Here is a 21,976-nt window from a genome sequence, read left to right on the forward strand (position 1 = left end):
CCTCCGCGATCACCTTGATAAGAGCTTGCTCTTGCGTCGAGGGAAGGGGGCATCCTATCTATCCCGTTGAACCAAACGATTCTGCCGCTTTGCGCGCGCCAGATTTTGCGGCGTGCGATCTCAAACCGAAAGGTATTTTCATGCCGAATCCCGTCGATACCGCCATGAATCTGGTGCCCATGGTCGTCGAACAGACGAACCGGGGTGAACGGGCTTACGACATCTTCTCGCGTCTTCTCAAGGAGCGCATCATCTTCATCACCGGTCCGATCGAGGATGGCATGGCCTCGCTCGTATGCGCGCAGCTCCTCTTTCTCGAGGCGGACAATCCCAAGAAGGAAATCGCGCTCTACATCAATTCGCCGGGCGGTGTGGTAACCTCGGGCATGGCGATCTACGACACGATGCAGTTTATCCAGCCTCCGGTTTCCACACTGTGCATCGGCCAGGCTGCCTCCATGGGCTCGCTGCTTCTGTGCGCTGGTCACAAGGATATGCGCTTTGCCACGCCCAATGCCCGCATCATGGTGCATCAGCCGTCGGGTGGTTTCCAGGGACAGGCTTCTGACATCGAGCGCCATGCGCAGGACATCATCAAGCTGAAGCGTCGTCTCAACGAGGTCTACGTCCAGCACACGGGGCAGGACTATGAGACGATCGAAAAGACGCTCGACCGCGACCACTTCATGACGTCGGATGAGGCGCAGGAGTTCGGCCTTGTCGACAAGGTTATCAGCTCGCGCGAGGCGGTCGAGAAAGCTTCTGATTCCTGATTCCCGGTCGGGCTTTCAAGAACGGTCGGCCCGGCCTGGTGCCGGGCGAGGTGCAATTCGGCCTGTATTTACGGTCGATTGCGTCAATTCTGTCACATTTTTGTGTTTGCAGCCGGTGTGTGAACGCCTACGTTAAGCCTATATTGAGTTTCCAAAGCCAAGGTCGGGACAGGGGCTCGGTATGGTTGCCGCGTTTTCGGATTTGTGGTTCGTTTCGAAGACAGAGCGTGGACCGCCTGGGGGCTATACCGTCTTCGGGCACCATGGCCGCCCGGCAGTACGGGGCGACATGCCGGTGGGTAGTGAAAGGACGTAAGACATGAGCAAGGCCAGCAACGGCAGCGGAGACTCCAAGAACACGCTGTACTGCTCCTTCTGCGGCAAGAGCCAGCACGAGGTCCGCAAACTGATTGCGGGACCGACTGTCTTCATCTGCGACGAGTGCGTCGAGTTGTGCATGGACATCATCCGCGAGGAGAACAAATCCTCGATGGTGAAGTCGCGCGAGGGCGTGCCCACACCGCAGGAAATCATCGAAGTGCTCGACGATTATGTGATCGGTCAGGGCCATGCCAAGCGCGTGCTCTCCGTCGCGGTTCACAATCACTACAAGCGCCTTGCTCACGCCTCCAAGAACGCGGACGTGGAACTGGCCAAATCGAACATCCTGCTGATCGGTCCGACGGGCTGCGGCAAGACGCTGCTGGCTCAGACACTGGCCCGCATCATCGATGTGCCCTTCACCATGGCCGACGCGACGACGCTGACCGAAGCGGGCTATGTGGGTGAGGATGTCGAAAACATTATTCTGAAGCTGTTGCAGTCTGCCGATTACAATGTCGAGCGCGCGCAGCGCGGTATCGTCTATATCGACGAGATCGACAAGATTTCGCGCAAGTCCGACAACCCGTCTATCACGCGCGACGTGTCGGGTGAGGGTGTACAGCAGGCACTCCTGAAGATCATGGAGGGCACGGTTGCTTCCGTACCGCCACAGGGTGGGCGCAAGCATCCCCAGCAGGAATTCCTGCAGGTGGATACGGCCAATATCCTCTTCATCTGCGGTGGTGCTTTTGCCGGTCTCGACAAGATCATCTCCGACCGTGGCCGCAAGACCTCGATCGGCTTCAGTGCTTCGGTCGCTTCGCCGGAAGATCGCCCCACGGGCGAATTGTTCCGCCAGGTTGAGCCAGAGGATCTTCTGAAGTTCGGTCTTATTCCCGAGTTCGTTGGCCGCTTGCCTGTTCTGGCCACGCTGGAAGATCTCGACGAGGCCGCGCTGGTGCAGATCCTCAGTGAGCCCAAGAACGCGCTTGTGAAACAGTATCAGCGTCTGTTCGACATGGAGAGCGTGGAGCTTACCTTCCATGAGAATGCGCTTGCCGCGATCGCCCGCAAGGCGATCGAGCGCAAGACCGGTGCCCGTGGCCTGCGGTCGATCATGGAAGCGATTCTGCTCGATACCATGTTCGAGCTGCCGGCGCTGGAAGGCGTTCAGGAAGTTGTTATCTCCGACGAAGTTGTCGCCGGCAATGCCCGTCCGCTTTACATCTATGCAGAGCGCGAGCAGGAAAAAGGCAACGCCAGCGCCTGACGAATCGCCAGTGTAGTTGCGTGTGCGTGTATTTGCGTCACCGGAGCCGTGCTTCGGTGACGTTCGCGTTTTTGCGGGTGTTCCGCCCACCAAATCGCTCGAATCGGGGTCGTCGAAGGCTGCATGCTGTGGGTCCGGTCCATGCATCCTGTCCAAGCCCTTGATCTTCTCGGTTCACGCCTCCAACTAAGGGAGGAGCAAAGGTGGGGTGGTTTCCATTCACGCATCGCGCAAGAATGCGGTTGCTTCTGGTGGATAACGCTCTGGCCGGATAGACTGAAGCCCGCGACTGGCTCTTGAGCGGTTGCGGTTTGAAAAGGCTGAAACATGACTGATACCCCCAAGACCGCCGGTGGTTCTTCGTATCCCGTATTGCCGCTGCGCGATATCGTGGTGTTCCCGCACATGATCGTTCCGCTCTTCGTCGGCCGCGACAAGTCGATCAAGGCGCTTGAAGAGGTGATGGGCGCGGAGCGGCAGATCCTGCTGGCCACGCAGATGAACGCCGCTGACGACGACCCGGAGCCAAGTGGCATTTACGACGTCGGAACGCTGGCCAATGTGCTGCAGCTTCTGAAACTGCCCGACGGCACGGTTAAGGTGCTCGTCGAGGGAACGTCTCGCGCGCGCATTTCCGAGTTCACCGACCGTGAGGAGTACCATGAAGCCACGGCCGACCTGCTTCCCGAACCCGAAGAAGACCAGGTCGAGATCGAGGCGCTCGCGCGTTCCGTCGTCTCGGATTTCGAGAATTACGTAAAACTCAACAAGAAGATTTCGCCTGAAGTCGTGGGTGCCGCCAACCAGATCGAGGATTACTCGAAGCTGGCAGACACGGTTGCCTCGCATCTGGCGATCAAGATTCCCGAAAAGCAGGAAATGCTGGCGACGCTCTCCGTGCGGGAGCGTCTGGAAAAGGCCATGGGCTTCATGGAAGCCGAGATTTCCGTGCTGCAGGTGGAAAAGCGCATCCGCTCGCGCGTCAAGCGCCAGATGGAGAAGACCCAGCGCGAGTACTATCTGAATGAGCAGATGAAGGCGATTCAGAAAGAACTCGGCGAAGGCGAAGACGGCCGCAACGAGGCCGCCGAGCTGGAAGAGCGAATCGGCAAGACCAAGCTCTCCAAGGAAGCGCGCGAAAAGGCCGACGCCGAGCTGAAAAAACTCAAGACCATGTCGCCCATGTCGGCCGAGGCCACCGTGGTACGCAACTATCTCGACTGGTTGCTGTCGATCCCGTGGAAGAAGCCAAGCAAAATCAAGAACGATCTGGATTTTGCCGAGAACGTGCTCGACACGGATCACTTCGGCCTCGAGAAGGTCAAGGAGCGCATCGTCGAATATCTGGCGGTGCAAAGCCGTCAGAAGAAGCTCAAGGGCCCGATCCTGTGCCTCGTCGGACCGCCCGGCGTCGGCAAAACCTCGCTCGCCAAGTCGATTGCCAAGGCCACCGGCCGTGAATACGTTCGCATGGCGCTTGGCGGCGTGCGCGACGAGGCCGAAATCCGCGGTCACCGCCGCACCTATATCGGCTCGATGCCCGGCAAGGTCATTCAGTCGATGAAGAAGGCGAAGAAGTCCAACCCGCTCTTCCTGCTCGACGAGATCGACAAGATGGGCATGGATTTCCGCGGCGATCCATCCTCGGCCCTGCTTGAGGTTCTCGACCCCGAGCAGAACTCGACCTTCATGGACCACTATCTCGAGGTGGAGTACGATTTGTCGAGCGTGATGTTCGTCACGACGGCCAACACGCTGAACATCCCCCCGGCGCTAATGGACCGTATGGAGATCATCCGCATCGCCGGCTACACCGAGGACGAGAAGGTGGAGATCGCCAAGCGGCACCTCCTGCCCAAAGCCGTGCGCGAGCATGCGCTGGAGGAGAAGGAGTTCTCCGTCACCGATGGCGCGTTGCAGCAGATCATCCGCACCTACACGCGTGAAGCCGGCGTCCGCAATCTCGAGCGCGAGCTGATGAAGCTCGCCCGCAAGGCAGTGACGGAAATTCTGCGCACTGCCAAGGCGGAGGACGGCAAGGAAACCGTGGAGGTGACCGAGGATAATCTGTCCGATTATCTGGGCGTGCAGCGCTTCCGCTTCGGCCAGGCCGAGGGCGAGGACCAGGTCGGCGTCGTGACCGGTCTGGCGTGGACGGAAGTCGGTGGAGAGCTTCTGACCGTCGAAGGTGTGATGATGCCCGGCAAGGGCAAAATGACTGTCACCGGCAATTTGCGCGACGTGATGAAGGAATCGATTTCGGCGGCCGCATCCTATGTCCGCTCGCGCGCCGTCGATTTCGGCATCGAACCGCCGGTCTTCGACAAGAAGGACATTCATGTGCACGTGCCGGAAGGCGCCACACCGAAGGACGGACCTTCGGCGGGTGTTGCCATGGCCACGTCCATCGTGTCGATCATGACCGGCATCCCGATCCGCAAGGACATCGCGATGACCGGCGAGATCACCCTTCGCGGCCGGGTGCTGCCCATTGGCGGTCTCAAGGAAAAGCTCCTTGCGGCGCTGCGCGGCGGCATCAAGAAGGTGCTCATTCCGGAAGAGAACGCCAAAGATCTGGCCGACATACCAGAGAATGTGAAAAACGGTCTGGAGATCGTTCCGGTCAGTCGCGTGGGCGAGGTTCTTGAGTATGCGCTTACACGCATGCCTGAGCCGATCGAATGGGTGGAGCCCGTGGAACCTGCCGGAAAAGTCGGAGTGGGAGAAAGTGAAGGGCAGACCATCGCCCACTGAATGCACCCTTTGGCACCGGTTCGGCAAACGAACCAAGCCGGTGCCGCTCAAGGGGTGGCGGGATATTTGCGTCGGTTTTCCGCAAAATTGTCAAAAGCCGGGCTCCGTGCCCGGCTTTTCTGTCGAAAACCGCAGAAAACATGGGTTTTGGACGGGTGTTTAAGCATTTCGTGCTTGGTCGCGGCAAATGTTCTCCCTAGACTGCCCCGAGCCGAGTGAGTCGCATCACTTGGTCCTTATCAGGAAGGGGTAATTACATGAACAAGAACGAGCTCGTATCCGCAGTCGCAGAAGAGGCAAGCCTCTCGAAGAGCGATGCCCAGTCCGCGGTCGATGCGGTTTTCACCGTTATCGAAGGCGAACTTAAGAAGGGTGGGGACGTGCGCCTCGTCGGCTTCGGCAACTTCTCCGTTTCGCGGCGCGAGGCCTCCACGGGCCGCAATCCGCAAACCGGCGCCACGGTTCAGATCCCGGCTCGCAATGTGCCGAAGTTCTCGGCCGGCAAGGGCCTGAAGGACGCAGTCAACAGCTGATTGCGCCCTTGAGGGAATGCAAGAAAAGCCGGGTTTCAGCCCGGCTTTTCTTTTATGCGCTGTGCGCAAAAAATCCAGAAACAAGAGTGGGGAAGGGGCGGAACCGCCATAGGGCCGGCGGGGAATGGGTCGCTCTGTGCCCGCCAGACGCGCACGCAGCCTAGCGTGCTTGCAGGGTCATATGCAGGAGCGGATAAGGTCGACCGTCGCCGTCGCGGGGCGAACGCCCCGTCACCTGGAAACCCATCCGCCGATAAAAGCCCAGTGCCTGCCCGTTTTGCTCATTCACGTCGAGTGTCAGACCTTCTCCGCCGATCTTGCGTGCATGGGCCACAAGGTGCGCGCCGAGCCCCTTGCCGCGCTCGTCGGGATCGACGAAGAGGCCGTCAATATGCGTGGCCTCCAACCCCATGAATGCAAGCGGGGCATCGTCTTGGCCCACCGCGACCCAAAGCGCGGCGCAGGGCAGGTATTTCTCCGCCACGTCTTTCTCGATCGCGCGGAAATCCGCTTCAGACAGGAAATCGTGTGTGGCACGCACAGAGCGTCGCCAGATTTCGATCAGGTCGACGAGTTCCTCTTTTCGCGCTTTGCGTATCCGGGGCACGTTGTCTCCGCGCAGGATAAGGAGCGCCGATGCGCCCGGTGAGGCGAAGATGAAAAGGCGCCGAACGGTGGAAAGGAATGGTGGGCGATGAGAGACTCGAACTCCCGACATCTTCGGTGTAAACGAAGCGCTCTACCAGCTGAGCTAATCGCCCATTCCAAGCGGATCGTTTAGGGCGTTCGCGCGCGGATCGCAAGCGAAAATCGGCTTCTGCAACGCTTATTGGAACAACATCGAGAAAGTTTCATAAACTGCAGTTTGGCTGCTTGACACCACATCAAGAACCCCCTAATTCAGCGCTCATCGACGCGTTGCCGCTTCGGTGCAGCGCCTCAAGCGCGGGTGTAGCTCAGATGGTTAGAGTGCCGGCCTGTCACGCCGGAGGTCGCGGGTTCGAGCCCCGTCACTCGCGCCACTTTCCAGGCCTTTGGAAAGATGGCGCCAAGCAGAGACGCTAGCGAGCGTCAGGCCCGGCTTGAAGGGCATTCCTTCGAAAATCGATGTTGAAAAAACGCTTTGATCGAGCGCGCCTGCGTTCGCGTTTGTTTGTCGGCCGGGAAAAGGGACACCGCAGCGCTTCTCCTCTTAAGATGCGCGCGATGATGCGGGTTAGCGAATCGTGGCGGTATGGATGGTATCCACGCGCTCCGGGCCACCCCTGTTCTCTGCGTTCTCTAGAAGATAAATGAACATGAGCACCGCGATCGTCGCCGGTGACAGCAGAAGCGCAGCGCGCAGCAGTGATGAAAGCAGTTGGATCGGGCTCATGATTCCCGACATTACGCTTCGGACTTTAATGGACTCTACACGTTTGCATTAACCATGGCCTGCAATGTGTGTGAAACAGGCCGAACGTCGCATATCTTAACGCACAGGATAACATTCGGTATTAATCTGTTACCTCAATTTGTGAGGCCGGGGCGGTGCTGACGAATTATCAAGCCAGCCAAAAAACGATTACGGGGTCGTTCGTTGCGACGGCGCAGGCCGCGCTTCTGATTGGAGTTCTCGTATTCGCAGCCTGCCTCTTCGGGATATTCACCCGGCCGGTCGACTTCCTGGCGACCGTGTGGCCGGCCAATGCGCTTATGCTGGGGCTTTTGCTACGGGTTCCTGCGACGGCCACGCCCTATGGCTGGTTGGCGGCCGCTTGCGGCTTCACCGTCGCCGATCTGCTCACCGGTTCGTCGCTCGGCAAGACTCTCATTTTGACAAGTGCGAACCTGGTCGGGGTTGGCGGAGCGTATGCTGTTCTGAGAACGTATCGACCTGAAGCGATCCGCCTTCAGACACCTGAGGCGATCCCGCAACTCGTTTTGGCGATCGGTTTCGGTGCTTGTCTGGCGGGGTTCGTCGGTGCGGTGGCCAATCCGATCCTGTTCGGCGGCACGGCGCTGGGTGGGTGGACATTCTGGTTTGTGACCGAGTTTGCGAACTTCGTCGCTATCCTCCCGGTTATTCTCACCGCACGCTGGCCGTCGCTTCCGCGCCGCATGTCGTGGGCCCGGCTGGCGCGTCTGGCCCTGCCGGCTTTTGCCCTGGTACTTACCAGTTTTGCCAGTATCCAGATTGGCGGGCCAGGCGCCGTCGCCTTTCCGGTGCCGGCGCTGTTGTGGGCGGCGATCGTCTATCCACGTTTCATTACAGTTCTTCTCACCTCGATATTCAGCTTCTGGAGCCTGATTGCCCTGTCGGCCAACCTTTTCTCCCACACGATCGACGTATCGGCTGAGGGCGCCCTGATCTCAATGCGTCTGGGGGGCAGCCTCATCGCGCTGGCGCCGATGATGCTTGCGAGCGCGATGGCCAAGCAGAACGACCTGATTGGACAGCTTTCCGATCTGGCGAGGCGCGACTCGCTATCCGGCCTCTTGAACAGGCGTGCCTTCGCAGAAGAAGCCGAGGCGCTGATCCGATCCTGTGCCCGACAGGCGAAGTCGCTGGCAGTGCTGATGCTGGACATCGATCATTTCAAGTCGATCAATGATCGTTTCGGCCACGCGGCCGGAGATCAGGTCATTTCAATCGCTGCGGCGCGCATTTCGGCGTGCTTGCGCGGCAACGACATAATCGGTCGGGTTGGCGGTGAGGAATTCGCGATCCTGCTGCCTGCCTGTTCGCGTGAACAGGCGTTGGAGGTCGCAGAGCGTATGCGCAATGCATTTTCGCAATCGGCGATCGCCCTGGAAAGCAGAGGTTCGTTGACCGTGACCGTCAGTGTCGGTCTGGCATGGTCGAACAACGGGATTGCAGACCTGAATGCGCTTATGGAGGAGGCGGATGAAGCGCTCTACCGCGCCAAGAATCTGGGGCGTAATCGTGCCGAGATGCATTTGCGCGCTCACGGGTCGAGGTCGACTTAGCGACTATACGGCGGTGCCATCGCCTGAAAGCCCCGGCCGCAGGCGCTTATTGTGCATGCAGGCGCTTTCTGCGGCACGTTTTTGGACGATGTGACTATTTTGCCTTGTAAAGTCGGGCCACCATATCCATATCACGACAAGCGGCGGCTGGACCGGTGCGAAACGTCCTGCAAGATGTGTGGTGAGGTTTCCCGAAAGGCTGCTGTATTCGACCCGAACGACCCTGTGGTGACCATGAAGGTACCGGCACCCAGACGGCTCTCGGGAACGAAGGAAGCGGGCTTGGGCCCGCTTTTTTGTTTATCGTTCCAGGCCAACGTCTCTCTTAGAGGCCGAGAAGGGTCTTGGCCTCTTCAAGGCTCGTCATCGACGCATCGTGGTCGCCAGCCTTGTGCTGTTCTTCACCTTGAGCGCGTAGTTCTTCAACGCGGGCCTTGTCGCTGTCCGACAGGGAAGCGGTCTGCATTGCTTGATCGATTTCAGACATCAGACTGGGGCATGAATGTGCATAGGCACTCGCTGGCGACAGAGCCATCAGTGCCGCAAGAATCGCATAGCGTTTCATGATCTCCTCCACTTCGCCACGGGCCTCTCATAAGCTTGTGCGGGCCGTGGCGGAACGTGGGCATCATACACCCGCTGGCCACCCAGCGCCAAATCGAAAAATAAGCCCCTAGCGGCAGGAGGCACCTCATGAAAGCCGGAGCGGTTCCTCCATTTGAAAAAAAAGCCCCGCAACGGGCATTGCGGGGCAGGTGGATGCACGCTCTGCTTGGGAGCTACTGTACGAGCACCGGGCGTTCACAGTTCACGCCGGTCACCCGCACGTCGGCTTCGCCGATCTTGACGCCGGCGAGCATCAGTACGTTGTAGAGAAGCTCGTCGATCGGTTCCGACAGGCTGGAAAGCAGTGTTCTAACGGTACCCTTAACGAGCGTGTTGTTGAGAAGTGTTCCGCCGAGAAGCGAACCGCCAAGCACCTTGACCTCGAGTTGAAGATCGTCGAGCAACGAATCGGTGGTCGAGCCGAGGAGATCGCGCGTAGACACGTTGCGAACCCGGCTCTGCTGGATGTCGGAGCTGGAAAAGCGCAGGCGGCTCGCCTGCATATTCTGCGTTTCCACATGCGCCATACCCTCCACCGACACGCTCAGCAGGCCGCCCACGTCGATCATCTTGGCCGGTGTCACCCGCGCCTCGTCCGAGAACGTCGACAAAACGCTGTCGTCGACCTCGCCCAGGGCAATCTCCAGCAGGCCGGGCACCGCATCAACGACCACGCTGCCGCCGTTAGGGGCGGTCGGGCTGCACTGGATATCGGCCAGCCGTGCCTCCGCATGGGCCACTTCAACGTATAGCGGCACGCGCAGCTTGGTTTTGAGAACGACCAGGTCGATGCTCGCCTCAAACGACACTTTCAGCCGGGTCTGTGCCGTTCGCACCGCCGCTCCGATGGGTGCGAGTGCGTGACTGGGCGTGCCGACCGGCGGTTCGCCTATCGCCAGCTTGACCGAGAGATTGGTGAGAGGCGACAGATCCAGTCCGGCATCGACGGTGACCTGGTCTTCGCCATTGGCAAGCGCCGCCGCCGCGGTGATCAGCTCAAGTGCTCCAATCTTCATGTCCCAAGGAGCGTCGGTGGCAATCGCCAAAGGTCCTTTGGGAGCGAGATTCAGTATTCGCTCGAGCTGGATCTTGCTGTCGTCCTTTGACGTCGCGGTCTCGAGCGTCTTGAGAACCGTCTGGACCGCGGCCGGAACTCCGGTCGTCAGCCGGAGCGTCGATAGCATTTGCGGCAGCGTCAGGTCCGTTTCGAGAATCTCCTCATAGGTCAAGGCCGTCAGGTCGAGTCGTGTCGCCAAGGTCTGCATGAAGGAGAGCACGTTCACATCGGTCTCGATGAGCCCCTCATAGTCCATCGCTTTCAGGGAAATTGTGGTGCCGAGCAGGCCGCCGAGCAGACCGTTCAGAATGCCCTCGTTAAGACTGGCGAGACGCGAACCGACAGAAAATGCGGCAAGTTTTTCTGCTGACGCGGTGCCGACCGCCGAGAGTTCGGGCGGATCGGCGAACATTGCACCGAAATAGAGGTCTCCCCGTTTCCGGATCGTCACCCTGGCTGCGTCCGGCGACGTTTCCATCGCCACAAAACGCAGATTCGTGGCAATCGACGGGTCCGGATAATAACGGCCGCGTACAAGCCGGGCGATGCCGCGCTTCTGCTGATCGATATACTCGTCGGCCGAGAGGTAGCGCTCGTCGAGCAAAAGGCCCTCGTCGGTTTCCACCGCGATGTCCTGATTGTTCAACGCAAAGAACTTGGCGACGGCCTCTTCGGCCTTGACGATGTCCGCGGCTGCGATGATGGACGCAAGATCGGCCGTTTTCTGCAGCTTTCGATCTTGAAGCGTAAGATTGCCGTAGTCCACGCCGAGGGCGACGCACCCGATCATGACCGGCAAGAAAAGCGCGAAGAGCGTTGCCACGTTGCCTCGTTTGTCGCGGGCGAACCTGCAATGCGGACCAGTGTTTAGAGAGGACATCTCAAAGCCCTCCAAGCCGGATCGTCGAGAAGCCCACAATCTCTCTGTCAGGCATCGCATAGGAGTATAGAGACCAGATCGGCAGATCGCTGGCGTCATACATCACGGTGACAGTGAATTGGTTCGGATTGGCCGCATCGTCTGCAACCTGGATGCTGAATTTCTTGGCATCGATAAAGGGATGTTTGATCATCGATTCTTCGATGAAGTCGCGTGCCAGTGTTTGTCTTTCGGTTTGCGAGAGACCGGCGACAGCGGCTCGGGCTGCATCCGCACTGACCTGTTGAACGGAATGAGATGCGCTCAAATAAATGCCATAGGCCAACATCGAGAAGACGGTCAGAAAAAATACCGGCGCAATGATCGCGAACTCTAGGGCTGCGGTACCATCTGAGCGGTGGAAAAATTTTACGAAAACTCGGTCTTTCATCGTCAATACTCCCATGCCCAAAAACAGGATTCGGGATCAGGAATAAATAAAGAATAAACAGATATATTATCTTGCAATACTGTTTGATTTTGGGTGAGGGTTGTGCTTTCTTGCTAGGCAACCTTTGATTTATATATTTTTTCTGCTTTTCAGCAACTTAAGAGTGTGTAGATAAAATAACCGTTTCGAAACACTTCTGAGAAAGCCCATCCCCGAACGGAATTGCCGCCGTCGCCTTGTCTGATAGTCTCGCTCTATGATTGTGAAGCACAAATTTCCAATCTTGCGAAACAATTGTATTTTTCGAGAAACATTTGTCTAAAGGTAAGAAATTATCAGCTCGGAAGACACCGAAAAAAATCGGCGGTCTGTAAGTAGATTCTGCCAAAAATCTGCGGAATCATCGAAATTGCCGCTCTGGAGAAACGAAGGACTCTTCAGACTTGGGGTGAGGGGGCGATTGCTTTGAGCGGGTGAGACAGATCACCGCGCGGCATGACGGCGACCGAGTCCAGATCCAGCCATCTTGCCAAACGTTCAAGTTCTGTCCGCAGCATTTCGGCCGTGTGGGAGGGAGCGTTCGGTTCACCATGGGCCGCCTGTACAAGCAGGATACGCTTGGCGCGGTCAGCCTTCAGATCCACGCGTGCGACGATGCGATCGCCGAGGAGAAACGGCAGCACATAGTAGCCATGGACACGCTTGTGGGCGGGTGTGTAGATTTCGATGCGATAGCGAAAGTCAAAAATGCGCTCGGCCCGGTCGCGCTCCCAGACGACGGGATCGAAGGGAGCGAGGAGGGCGGGCTTGTCGATGCGGCGCGGGAGTTGCGCGTCTTTGTGCAGATAAGCGGTATGACGCCAACCGCGCACCTCTACCGGCATCAGCGTTCCCGCCTCGACGAGCTCGGCGACGCGAGCCTGCGAGTGGGCCGGTTTCAGGCGAAAATAGTCCCTGATATCCGGTTCGCTGGCGATCCCCAGCGCACGCGCGGCTATTTCGACAAGGGCGCGTTGCGCGTCTTCTTCACGCGGGGTCGCGGTATCGATCACCTCGCGCGGCAGAACACGCTCTGGGATGTCGTAGAGACGTTCGAAGCTCGGGCGGCGCGAATGGGTGGTGATGCGCCCGCACCAGAAAAGCCACTCCAATGCCTTCTTGGTTTCACTCCAGCCCCACCATCCGCCATTTCCCGACTCGCCTTGGAAATCGGAAGCGGCGATCGGGCCGCCGCCTTCCACCTGTTCGTAAATGCGCTCGATGAAATCGTGCTTTTCGCGCGCGAAGCGGACAAGCCCCTTGTAAACGCCTTCGCCGCGCTGGGCGCGATCCATGCGCCAGCGCATCAGGGGCTGCGTCTCCACCGGCAGCAGCGAGGCTTCATGCGCCCAGTATTCGAACAACATGCGCGGTTTCCTTGCCTGCGCCCGGCTCAGAAGGTCCACCGGGTAGGGGCCTAACCGCCCATAAAGAGGCATGAAATGGGCGCGCGCCACGACATTCACCGAGTCGATCTGCAGCAAGCCCGTGCGGTTCAGCATTCGCTTTATGTGTTGCCGGGTGACGGCGGTCTTCGGCGCGGCGGTGGAAAACCCCTGAGCACCGAGGGCAATTCGCCGCACCTCGCCCGGCGAGAGTCGTTGTCTTTGCATATCTGCCAACCGGTTTCTGCATTACGCCTTTGCCCAAGACCTAGCGAGTCGGCGGGTGCGGCGCCACCCGATAGTTTTCGATGCATCGCATCTCCTGACAGACCGGACGTAACGCTTTACACATTGCTTTTGTGCGTTAAGTCCGCACTTGCAGCGCAGAGAATGCGGGCGCAGCATGTTAAAATCGAACGCAACCGGTTTCGACAATGCCGCAATCTGGCCAAGGTTTGACTTGCTTCGCCAAGCGCCCTGCGCTAACCCTCGCCGCGTTGCAACATGAGCCTAGCCTTGCTGCCTTGGCCTTAGGCGCAAAAACCCGGTCTCGGGCCTCGATACGCAGCCTCGCCCGCGGCGGGCAACGGAAAGTCGGACCATGAATGAGCTTCTGAGTTCATACCTACCCATCGTTATCTTCATCGGCGTCGCGCTCGTCGTCGCTCTCGCGCTGGTGGTGGCCCCGTTCCTGGTCGCTTACCGCAATCCGGATCCGGAAAAGCTCTCTGCCTACGAGTGCGGTTTCAACGCGTTCGACGATGCACGCATGAAATTCGACGTCCGCTTCTATCTGGTGGCGATTCTGTTCATCATTTTCGATCTGGAAGTGGCGTTCCTCTTTCCATGGGCGGTGGCATTCGGCGATATCGGCTGGCTCGGCTTCTGGTCGATGATGGTTTTCCTTGGAATCCTCACCATCGGCTTCATCTATGAATGGAAGAAGGGAGCGCTGGAATGGGATTGAACGACGGTACACTCGTGGCGCCCCAACCCAAGGGCGTGATTGACCCCAAGACCGGTAATCCGGTTGGCGCGGACGATCCGTTTTACACGGATATCAACAACGAGCTCTCCGACAAGGGCTTTCTCGTCACCTCGTCGGAGGCACTCATCACCTGGGCGCGCACCGGTTCGCTCATGTGGATGACGTTCGGTCTGGCCTGTTGCGCCGTGGAGATGATGCACATTTCCATGCCGCGCTACGATGCGGAGCGTTTCGGCATCGCGCCGCGCGCCAGCCCGCGCCAGTCGGACGTGATGATCGTTGCCGGCACGCTGACCAACAAGATGGCGCCGGCTCTGCGCAAGGTCTACGACCAGATGCCCGAGCCGCGCTACGTTATCTCGATGGGGTCGTGCGCCAATGGCGGCGGCTACTATCACTATTCCTATTCGGTGGTGCGCGGCTGCGATCGCGTGGTGCCGGTCGATATTTATGTGCCCGGCTGTCCGCCCACGGCGGAAGCGTTGCTCTATGGCATTCTTCTTTTGCAAAAGAAGATCCGGCGCACCGGCACGATCGAACGTTAGAGGCGGATATGAGCGAAGCGCTGAAGGACCTGGCGGCCTACGTCACGGAAAAGCTCGACGCCCAGATTCAGGATGCGCTCGTCGCTTTCGACGAGCTGACCTTTCTGGTCGAGCCGGGCGACATCGTCGACGTGCTCAATTTTCTGAAGAACGACGTCCAGTGCCAGTTCTTCGCCTTTGTCGACATTTCGGGCGCGGACTATCCGGCGCGCGAAAAGCGTTTCGAGGTGGTCTACCATCTCCTGTCGCCGCGCCAGAACCAGCGCGTGCGCGTCAAGCTTTCGACGGATGCGGATTCGCCGGTGCCGTCCGTCGTGGAGGTCTTTCCCGCCGCCGATTGGTACGAGCGCGAAATCTACGACATGTACGGCGTTCTGTTCACCGGCCATCCGGATCTGCGCCGTCTGTTGACAGACTACGGTTTCGAAGGGCATCCGCTCCGCAAGGACTTCCCGCTCACCGGCTTCGTAGAGGTTCGTTACGACGACGATCTGAAGCGTGTCGTCTACGAACCGGTCGATCTGAGGCAGGAATTCCGCAATTTCGATTTCCTCTCGCCATGGGAAGGGACGGACTACGTTCTGCCGGGCGACGAGAAGGCGAAAGACTAGAGGTTGGGCAGCGCCAGATGACTGAGCACTCCGTCCGCAATTTCAACATCAACTTCGGGCCCCAGCATCCGGCCGCGCATGGCGTTCTGCGCCTGGTTCTGGAGCTCGACGGCGAGGTGGTCGAGCGCGTCGATCCGCATATCGGTCTGCTTCACCGCGGCACCGAAAAGCTGATCGAGCACAAGACCTATCTGCAGGCTGTGCCGTATTTCGACCGGCTCGACTATGTCGCGCCGATGAACCAGGAGCACGCATTCGCATTGGCGGTCGAGCGCCTGATCGGTCTCGACGTGCCGATCCGCGGTCAGATCATCCGTGTGCTTTTCTCCGAGATCGGCCGTATCCTGAACCATCTCCTGAACGTCACCACGCAGGCGATGGATGTCGGTGCGCTTACACCCCCGTTGTGGGGGTTCGAGGAGCGCGAGAAGCTGATGGTGTTTTACGAGCGGGCTTGTGGCGCACGCATGCACGCGGCCTATTTCCGCCCCGGGGGAGTCCATCAGGACATTCCCGATAAACTCGTTGAGGACATCGGCAACTGGATCGAGCCGTTTCACAAGACGGTTGACGACCTCGACAATTTGCTCACAGGCAACCGCATCTTCAAGCAGCGCAATGTCGACATCGGCGTCGTGACGCTGGAAGAGGCGTGGGCTTGGGGGTTCTCCGGTGTCATGGTGCGCGGTTCCGGTGCAGCATGGGACCTGCGCAAGAGCCAGCCTTACGAATGCTATCCGGAGATGGATTTCGACATTCCAATCGGCAAAAATGGCGACTGTTATGATCGTTATCTCATCCGTATGGAAGAGATGCGCCAGTCGGCCAGGATCATGCGCCAGTGCGTCGATCGCCTGCTGGGCAAGGAGCGTGTCGGTCCGGTTTCCAACACCGATGGCAAGGTCGTCCCGCCAAAGCGCGGCGAGATGAAGCGGTCGATGGAAGCGCTGATCCATCACTTTAAGCTCTACACCGAGGGCTACCACGTTCCCGAAGGGGAGGTTTACGCCGCCGTGGAAGCGCCGAAGGGCGAGTTTGGCGTCTATCTCGTCTCCGACGGTTCCAACAAGCCCTATCGCTGCAAGCTGCGCGCGCCGGGCTTCGCTCATCTCCAGGCTATGGACTTCATGTGCCGCGGTCACCTTTTGGCCGACGTCGCTGCCGTGCTTGGCTCCCTCGACATCGTGTTTGGTGAGGTAGACAGATAAATGTCAGTCCGCCGTCTCGCAGACGAAGCCGTCCAGCCTGAGAGCTTCGCCTTCTCCCGCGCCATGGGGCCGGAGGTGAAGCGCTGGTTGGGCAAGTATCCGAAGGATCGCAAGCAGTCGGCGGTGATCCCATTGCTCATGCTGGCGCAGGAGCAGGAAGGCTGGGTCACGCGCGCCGCCATCGAGCATGTGGCGGAAATGCTGGACATGCCGCTGATCCGTGTTCTTGAAGTGGCGACTTTCTACACCCAGTTCCAACTCGCACCCGTCGGCACACGCGCTCATATCCAGGTCTGCGGCACCACGCCGTGCATGCTGCGTGGCTCCGGTGACCTGATCGAGCTGTGCAAGAAGAAGATCAATCCCGAGCCGTTCCACCCGAATGACGATGGCACGTTGTCCTGGGAAGAAGTCGAGTGTCAGGGCGCATGCGTGAACGCGCCGATGGTCATGATCTTCAAGGATACCTATGAGGATCTGACGCCGGAACGTCTCGAAGAAATCATCGACGCGTTCGAGGCCGGCAAGGGCGACACAGTCAAGCCCGGCCCTCAGGTCGACCGCATCTATTCCGCTCCGGCCGGCGGCCTGACCGCCCTGACCGACGAGAAAGCGGTCTCCGGCCGCAGCCGGACGAAGGCGACCCGGGCGGCCGCGAACGGCGCCAAGGTGCCGCCATCGCGGGCTGCAAAACCTGACACATCCGCGACCGAGACGGATCCCGCCATCAAGTCGCCGTCGCCCGTCAAAGCCAATAACGGGACGACATCGGCCGCGGCCTCCGTTTCGGTCGAAAGCGGGCCGAAAAAGAAGGCCGCGACGAAGCCGACCGGTAAAAAAGCCGCTAAACCGAGCCTTGAGGACAAGAACCGTCCCGCGGGCATCGCTCGTCCGGCCGAACCGGACGAGCTGAAGTTGATTTCCGGCGTCGGACCCAAGATCGAGGGCATTCTGCACGATCTCGGCATCTTCACCTTCGCGCAGGTTTCCAAGTGGAAGAAGGCCGAGCGCGAATGGGTCGACGGATATCTGAGTTTCCACGGCCGCATCGAACGCGAGGACTGGGTCAAGCAGGCCAAGGCGCTCGCCAAGGGCGGTGAAGCCGAATACGTCAAGGTTTTCGGCAAGAAGCCGAGGTGAGGGACTGAGCCATGCTCCAGGATAAAGACCGCATCTTCACCAATATATACGGCCAGTTCGACCAGTCGTTGAAGGGTGCCATGTCGCGCGGCCTTTGGGATAACACCAAGGGGCTGATCGACAAGGGCCGCGACTGGATCGTCAACGAGATGAAGGCCTCGGGTCTGCGCGGGCGTGGCGGCGCCGGTTTCCCGACCGGTCTCAAATGGTCCTTCATGCCCAAGGAGCCTGGCGATCGTCCGCACTATCTCGTCGTCAATGCGGATGAATCGGAGCCCGGCACCTGCAAGGACCGCGACATCATGCGCCACGACCCGCACACGCTGGTCGAGGGCTGTTTGGTCGCCGGCTTCGCCATGGGCGCACACACCGCCTACATCTACGTGCGTGGCGAGTTCATTCGCGAACGCGAGGCGCTCGAGCGCGCCATCGCCGAATGTTACGAAGCGGGCCTCTTGGGCAAGAACAACAAGTGCGGCTGGGACATGGACGTGTTCGTCCATCACGGCGCCGGTGCCTATATCTGCGGTGAGGAGACCGCGCTGCTCGAGAGCCTTGAAGGCAAGAAGGGCCAGCCACGCCTGAAGCCGCCATTCCCGGCGAATGTCGGTCTCTATGGCTGCCCGACCACTGTCAACAATGTCGAATCCATCGCCGTTGCGCCGACCATTCTGCGTCGTGGAGCGTCGTGGTTCTCCTCCTTCGGGCGCGAGAACAACAAGGGCACCAAGCTCTTTTGCATCTCCGGTCACGTGGAAAACCCGTGCACGGTGGAAGAGGAAATGTCTATTCCCTTCCGCGAACTGATCGAACGCCATTGCGGCGGCATTCGCGGCGGTTGGGACAATCTGCTTGCGGTCATTCCCGGTGGCTCTTCGGTGCCTCTGGTGCCAGCGAGTGAGATCATCGACACGCCGATGGATTTCGACAGCCTGCGCGATCTGAAGTCGGGCCTTGGCACAGCCGCCGTGATCGTCATGGACAAGTCCACCGACATTGTTAAGGCCATTGCGCGGCTCTCCTATTTCTACAAGCATGAGAGTTGCGGTCAGTGCACGCCGTGCCGCGAGGGCACGGGCTGGATGTGGCGCGTGATGGAACGCCTGGTCGTCGGCCAGGCCCAGAAACACGAAATCGACATGCTGCTCGACGTCACGAAACAGGTGGAAGGACACACGATCTGCGCTCTTGGCGATGCGGCCGCATGGCCGATTCAGGGGCTCGTGCGTCATTTCCGCCCGGAGATCGAGCGGCGCATCGACGAATTCACCCGCAACGCTCATCAGGCGCAGCCGGCGCTGGTGGCAGCGGAGTAAAAGTGAAGATTTTGCTCCGGAAGGGGCGAGAGGCAAGCGGACAGCGACCATGGCAAAATTGAAAGTCGACGGCACGGAGATCGAGGTACCCGATCACTACACGCTGCTGCAGGCCGCCGAGGAGGCGGGCGCGGAGGTGCCGCGCTTCTGTTTTCATGAGCGTCTGTCAATCGCCGGCAATTGCCGCATGTGCCTGGTGGAAGTGAAAGGCGGACCGCCCAAGCCGGCTGCTTCGTGCGCCATGGGTGTGCGCGACCTGCGCCCCGGCCCCAATGGCGAGCTGCCGGAAGTTTACACCAACACGCCGATGGTCAAGAAGGCCCGCGAAGGCGTGATGGAATTCCTGCTCATCAACCATCCGCTCGATTGCCCGATCTGCGATCAGGGCGGCGAGTGCGACCTGCAGGATCAAGCGATGGCCTTTGGCGTGGATTCCTCGCGCTACAAGGAGAACAAGCGCGCCGTCGAAGACAAATATATCGGACCGCTCGTCAAGACGATCATGACGCGCTGCATTCACTGCACGCGCTGCGTTCGCTTTACCACCGAGGTGGCCGGTATTTCCGAGCTCGGCCTGATCGGTCGCGGTGAGGATGCCGAGATCACCACCTATCTCGAAGAGGCCATGACCTCCGAGCTTCAGGGCAATGTCATCGATCTGTGTCCGGTCGGTGCACTGACCTCCAAGCCCTACGCTTTTCAGGCGCGCCCGTGGGAGCTGAACAAGACCCAGTCCATCGACGTGATGGATGCTGTCGGCTCGGCCATTCGCGTCGACACACGTGGCCGCGAGGTCATGCGTGTCATGCCGCGCGTCAACGAGGCGGTGAACGAGGAGTGGATTTCGGATAAGTCCCGCTTCATCTGGGACGGTCTGCGCACGCAGCGTCTCGACCGGCCTTATGTGCGTAGGGACAATCGTCTGCAACCAGTTTCCTGGGGCGAGGCGTTCGACGCCATCGCCGAGGCTGTGTCGAAGGCTCAACCGGAAAAGATTGGCGCGATCGCCGGTGATCTGGCCGCCGTTGAGGAAATGTACGCGCTCAAGTCGCTGATGCAGTCGCTCGGGTCGCCAAACTACGATTGCCGTCAGGATGGCGCTGCGCTCGATCCGGCGCTTGGCCGTGCTGGCTACATCTTCAATCCGACCATCGAAGGCATCGAGGAGGCGGACGCGCTTCTGATCGTGGGCGCCAATCCGCGCTTCGAGGCATCGGTTCTCAACGCCCGTATCCGCAAGCGCTGGCGCATGGGCGATTTCCCCATCGGCGTCATCGGCGATATGGGCGATCTGCGCTACGACTACGAGATGCTCGGCGCCGGTGCCGACACCCTCAAGGAGCTGGCGGACGGCAAGGGCAAATTCGCTTCGGTTCTGAAAAAGGCCAAGCGTCCGATGATCATTGTGGGGCAGGGCGCTCTGGCGCGTTCCGACGGCGCTGCCGTTCTTGGCCTTGCCGCCAAGCTCGCCGGCTCCGTCAAGGCGGTGACCGACGATTGGAACGGTTTGGCCGTGCTGCATACGGCGGCAAGTCGCGTCGGCGGCCTCGATCTCGGCTTCGTGCCGGAGAAGGGCGGCAAGGATGTGAAGGGCATGATGGGTGCGATGGACGTGCTCTTCCTGCTGGGTGCCGACGAAATCGACATGAACGCGATCGGCGACGCCTTCACCGTTTATATCGGCACGCATGGCGATGCCGGGGCGCACCGCGCCGATGTCATCCTGCCCGCGGCCACCTACACCGAAAAGTCGGGCACCTATGTGAACACCGAGGGACGTGTGCAGATGGCCAACCGTGCCGGCTTCGCACCGGGCGAGGCGAAGGAAGACTGGGCGGTACTGCGTGCATTGTCCGATGTGCTCGGCCACAAGCTGCCGTTCGATTCGCTGGGCGCATTGCGCGCTGCACTTTATGCCGAATACCCGCATTTCGCGGCACTCGAGGCGATTGCCCCTGCCGATGTCGGCGATGTCGAGAAACTTGTCAGGCTCGGCGGTCGGCTCACCAAGGCTCCCTTCGCCTCGCCGGTGAAGGACTTCTATCTGACCAACCCGATAGCCCGTGCCTCGGCCGTTATGGCCGAATGTTCGGCGCTGGCGCGCGGCGAATTGAAACAGGCGGCCGAGTAGAGACGAATGGATACTTTCTTTTCAACCTACGTCCTCCCGGGGCTTCTTATTCTTCTGCAATCGGTGGCGATGATCGTCATCCTGCTGGTTTTCGTCGCCTATATTCTCTACGCCGACCGGAAGATCTGGGCCGCCGTGCAACGGCGCCGGGGACCGAACGTCGTCGGCCCCTGGGGGCTGTTCCAGGCGTTCGCCGACCTTTTCAAATTCGTCTTCAAGGAGCCGGTCATTCCTTCCGGCGCCAACAAGGGCGTGTTTCTGCTGGCTCCCGTTGTCGGCGCGGTTCTGGCGATCGCCGCCTGGGCGGTGATCCCGGTCAATGAGGGCTGGGCCATCGCCGATGTGAACATCGGCATTCTCTATGTTTTCGCCATTGCTTCTTTGGAAGTCTACGGCGTGATCATGGGTGGCTGGGCGTCGAACTCGAAATATCCGTTTCTGGGCGCGTTGCGCTCGGCCGCGCAGATGGTTTCATACGAAGTCTCCATCGGCTTTGTCATTGTGACGGTGCTGCTTACGGTCGGCTCGCTGAACCTGACGGACATCGTTCTGGCGCAGGGGGATGGCCTCGGCACCATGCTCGGTCTGCCCAACACGTTCCTCGACTGGAACTGGCTGGCGCTGTTCCCGATGTTCATCGTCTTCTTCATCTCGGCGCTTGCCGAGACGAACCGCCCGCCCTTCGACCTGGTGGAGGCCGAATCCGAGCTCGTGGCCGGACACATGATCGAGTATTCCTCGACGCCGTTCCTGCTCTTCTTCCTGGGCGAGTATGTGGCCATCGTCCTGATGTGCGCGCTCACCACCATCCTTTTCCTGGGTGGTTGGCTGCCGCCGCTCGATTTCGCCCCGTTCACCTGGGTCCCGGGCGTCATCTGGTTCGTGCTGAAGATGTGCATGGTCTTCTTCATGTTCGCTCTGGTGAAGGCCTTCGTGCCGCGCTACCGCTACGACCAGTTGATGCGTCTTGGCTGGAAAGGGTTCCTGCCGCTGTCGCTGTTCATGGGCGGTGCCAC

At 59.8% G+C, this 21,976-nt stretch carries 18 protein-coding genes and 2 tRNA genes; 14 read left to right on the forward strand and 6 right to left on the reverse strand.

Annotated elements, in window-relative coordinates; genetic code table 11:
• Window positions 1-140: 140 nt before the first annotated feature.
• The 4 genes from QZ638_RS07305 (at window position 141) to hupB (ending at window position 5,654) form a co-directional block, all read left to right on the forward strand.
• Complete coding sequence (locus QZ638_RS07305; protein ID WP_295808434.1) at window positions 141-773, forward strand: ATP-dependent Clp protease proteolytic subunit; 633 nt, start codon at window positions 141-143, stop codon at window positions 771-773.
• Between the two features lie 319 nt (window positions 774-1,092).
• A complete protein-coding gene (clpX, locus tag QZ638_RS07310) occupies window positions 1,093-2,367 on the forward strand; it encodes an ATP-dependent Clp protease ATP-binding subunit ClpX (protein WP_295808435.1) in 1,275 nt (424 codons plus the stop codon).
• 327 nt (window positions 2,368-2,694) lie between these two features.
• Window positions 2,695-5,121 carry an endopeptidase La gene (lon, locus tag QZ638_RS07315; RefSeq protein ID WP_295808437.1) on the forward strand — a complete coding sequence of 809 codons (2,427 nt, stop codon included), beginning with the start codon at window positions 2,695-2,697 and terminating at the stop codon, window positions 5,119-5,121.
• Between the two features lie 257 nt (window positions 5,122-5,378).
• Window positions 5,379-5,654, forward strand: a complete 276-nt coding sequence (gene hupB / locus QZ638_RS07320; protein ID WP_295808438.1) for a DNA-binding protein HupB — start codon at window positions 5,379-5,381, stop codon at window positions 5,652-5,654.
• Window positions 5,655-5,814: 160 nt separating this feature from the next.
• On the opposite strand, the gene QZ638_RS07325 is transcribed toward hupB, so the two are convergent.
• Together QZ638_RS07325 and QZ638_RS07330 are read right to left on the reverse strand one after the other, a co-directional pair.
• Window positions 5,815-6,261 (reverse strand): acetyltransferase, encoded by a 447-nt coding sequence (locus QZ638_RS07325; RefSeq protein WP_295808440.1) that lies wholly within the window; start codon window positions 6,259-6,261, stop codon window positions 5,815-5,817.
• A gap of 78 nt (window positions 6,262-6,339) precedes the next feature.
• Window positions 6,340-6,415 (reverse strand) — tRNA-Val (locus QZ638_RS07330).
• A gap of 184 nt (window positions 6,416-6,599) precedes the next feature.
• Between QZ638_RS07330 and QZ638_RS07335 the strand changes: the two genes are divergently transcribed.
• Window positions 6,600-6,676 (forward strand) — tRNA-Asp (locus QZ638_RS07335).
• Window positions 6,677-7,184: 508 nt separating this feature from the next.
• Window positions 7,185-8,624 carry a diguanylate cyclase gene (locus tag QZ638_RS07340; RefSeq protein ID WP_295808442.1) on the forward strand — a complete coding sequence of 480 codons (1,440 nt, stop codon included), beginning with the start codon at window positions 7,185-7,187 and terminating at the stop codon, window positions 8,622-8,624.
• Window positions 8,625-8,949: 325 nt separating this feature from the next.
• On the opposite strand, the gene QZ638_RS07345 is transcribed toward QZ638_RS07340, so the two are convergent.
• From QZ638_RS07345 to QZ638_RS07360, 4 genes are all read right to left on the reverse strand, one after another.
• Window positions 8,950-9,192: a hypothetical protein gene (locus QZ638_RS07345; RefSeq protein WP_295808465.1), complete on the reverse strand. Its 243-nt coding sequence runs from the start codon at window positions 9,190-9,192 to the stop codon at window positions 8,950-8,952.
• A gap of 211 nt (window positions 9,193-9,403) precedes the next feature.
• Entirely contained in the window at window positions 9,404-11,110 is a 1,707-nt protein-coding gene (locus QZ638_RS07350) for a pilus assembly protein TadG-related protein (RefSeq protein ID WP_295808444.1), read from the reverse strand.
• Window positions 11,111-11,168: 58 nt separating this feature from the next.
• Complete coding sequence (locus QZ638_RS07355) at window positions 11,169-11,597, reverse strand: TadE/TadG family type IV pilus assembly protein (RefSeq protein ID WP_295808446.1); 429 nt, start codon at window positions 11,595-11,597, stop codon at window positions 11,169-11,171.
• 437 nt (window positions 11,598-12,034) lie between these two features.
• Window positions 12,035-13,249, reverse strand: a complete 1,215-nt coding sequence (locus tag QZ638_RS07360) for a winged helix-turn-helix domain-containing protein (RefSeq protein ID WP_295808448.1) — start codon at window positions 13,247-13,249, stop codon at window positions 12,035-12,037.
• Window positions 13,250-13,622: 373 nt separating this feature from the next.
• On the opposite strand from QZ638_RS07360, the gene QZ638_RS07365 reads away from it, so the two are divergent.
• The 8 genes from QZ638_RS07365 to nuoH all read left to right on the forward strand — a co-directional run.
• Window positions 13,623-13,988, forward strand: a complete 366-nt coding sequence (locus tag QZ638_RS07365) for an NADH-quinone oxidoreductase subunit A (RefSeq protein ID WP_007007904.1) — start codon at window positions 13,623-13,625, stop codon at window positions 13,986-13,988.
• On the forward strand, window positions 13,979-14,554 hold the full coding sequence (locus QZ638_RS07370) for an NADH-quinone oxidoreductase subunit B family protein (protein ID WP_295808450.1): 576 nt from the start codon (window positions 13,979-13,981) through the stop codon (window positions 14,552-14,554). Before QZ638_RS07365 ends, QZ638_RS07370 begins: the two co-directional genes overlap by 10 nt.
• Before the next feature lie 8 nt (window positions 14,555-14,562).
• A complete protein-coding gene (locus QZ638_RS07375; protein ID WP_295808452.1) occupies window positions 14,563-15,165 on the forward strand; it encodes an NADH-quinone oxidoreductase subunit C in 603 nt (200 codons plus the stop codon).
• Window positions 15,166-15,182: 17 nt separating this feature from the next.
• Entirely contained in the window at window positions 15,183-16,373 is a 1,191-nt protein-coding gene (locus QZ638_RS07380) for an NADH-quinone oxidoreductase subunit D (protein WP_295808454.1), read from the forward strand.
• Window positions 16,374-17,513, forward strand: a complete 1,140-nt coding sequence (locus QZ638_RS07385; RefSeq protein WP_295808455.1) for an NADH-quinone oxidoreductase subunit E — start codon at window positions 16,374-16,376, stop codon at window positions 17,511-17,513. It begins immediately after the preceding gene.
• 11 nt (window positions 17,514-17,524) lie between these two features.
• Window positions 17,525-18,829: an NADH-quinone oxidoreductase subunit NuoF gene (nuoF, locus tag QZ638_RS07390; protein ID WP_295808457.1), complete on the forward strand. Its 1,305-nt coding sequence runs from the start codon at window positions 17,525-17,527 to the stop codon at window positions 18,827-18,829.
• 49 nt (window positions 18,830-18,878) lie between these two features.
• Window positions 18,879-20,960, forward strand: coding sequence for an NADH-quinone oxidoreductase subunit NuoG (gene nuoG / locus QZ638_RS07395; RefSeq protein ID WP_295808459.1), 2,082 nt, complete (start codon window positions 18,879-18,881; stop codon window positions 20,958-20,960).
• Between the two features lie 6 nt (window positions 20,961-20,966).
• On the forward strand, window positions 20,967-21,976 hold a 1,010-nt coding region (gene nuoH, locus QZ638_RS07400), incomplete at its 3' end, for an NADH-quinone oxidoreductase subunit NuoH (protein ID WP_295808461.1).

Origin of the sequence: uncultured Nitratireductor sp. (genome assembly GCF_913053745.1) — a bacterium.
Taxonomy (GTDB): Bacteria; Pseudomonadota; Alphaproteobacteria; order Rhizobiales; family Rhizobiaceae; genus Nitratireductor.

Bases quoted from the DNA above. Each gene is read 5' to 3' on its own strand.
- QZ638_RS07305 (WP_295808434.1), top strand. From the start codon at position 141: ATGCCGAATCCCGTCGATACCGCCATGAATCTGGTGCCCATGGTCGTC.
- clpX (WP_295808435.1), top strand. From the start codon at position 1,093: ATGAGCAAGGCCAGCAACGGCAGCGGAGACTCCAAGAACACGCTGTAC.
- lon (WP_295808437.1), top strand. From the start codon at position 2,695: ATGACTGATACCCCCAAGACCGCCGGTGGTTCTTCGTATCCCGTATTG.
- hupB (WP_295808438.1), top strand. From the start codon at position 5,379: ATGAACAAGAACGAGCTCGTATCCGCAGTCGCAGAAGAGGCAAGCCTC.
- QZ638_RS07355 (WP_295808446.1), bottom strand. From the start codon at position 11,597: ATGAAAGACCGAGTTTTCGTAAAATTTTTCCACCGCTCAGATGGTACC.
- QZ638_RS07360 (WP_295808448.1), bottom strand. From the start codon at position 13,249: ATGCAAAGACAACGACTCTCGCCGGGCGAGGTGCGGCGAATTGCCCTC.
- QZ638_RS07365 (WP_007007904.1), top strand. From the start codon at position 13,623: ATGAATGAGCTTCTGAGTTCATACCTACCCATCGTTATCTTCATCGGC.
- QZ638_RS07370 (WP_295808450.1), top strand. From the start codon at position 13,979: ATGGGATTGAACGACGGTACACTCGTGGCGCCCCAACCCAAGGGCGTG.
- QZ638_RS07375 (WP_295808452.1), top strand. From the start codon at position 14,563: ATGAGCGAAGCGCTGAAGGACCTGGCGGCCTACGTCACGGAAAAGCTC.
- QZ638_RS07380 (WP_295808454.1), top strand. From the start codon at position 15,183: ATGACTGAGCACTCCGTCCGCAATTTCAACATCAACTTCGGGCCCCAG.
- QZ638_RS07385 (WP_295808455.1), top strand. From the start codon at position 16,374: ATGTCAGTCCGCCGTCTCGCAGACGAAGCCGTCCAGCCTGAGAGCTTC.
- nuoF (WP_295808457.1), top strand. From the start codon at position 17,525: ATGCTCCAGGATAAAGACCGCATCTTCACCAATATATACGGCCAGTTC.
- nuoG (WP_295808459.1), top strand. From the start codon at position 18,879: ATGGCAAAATTGAAAGTCGACGGCACGGAGATCGAGGTACCCGATCAC.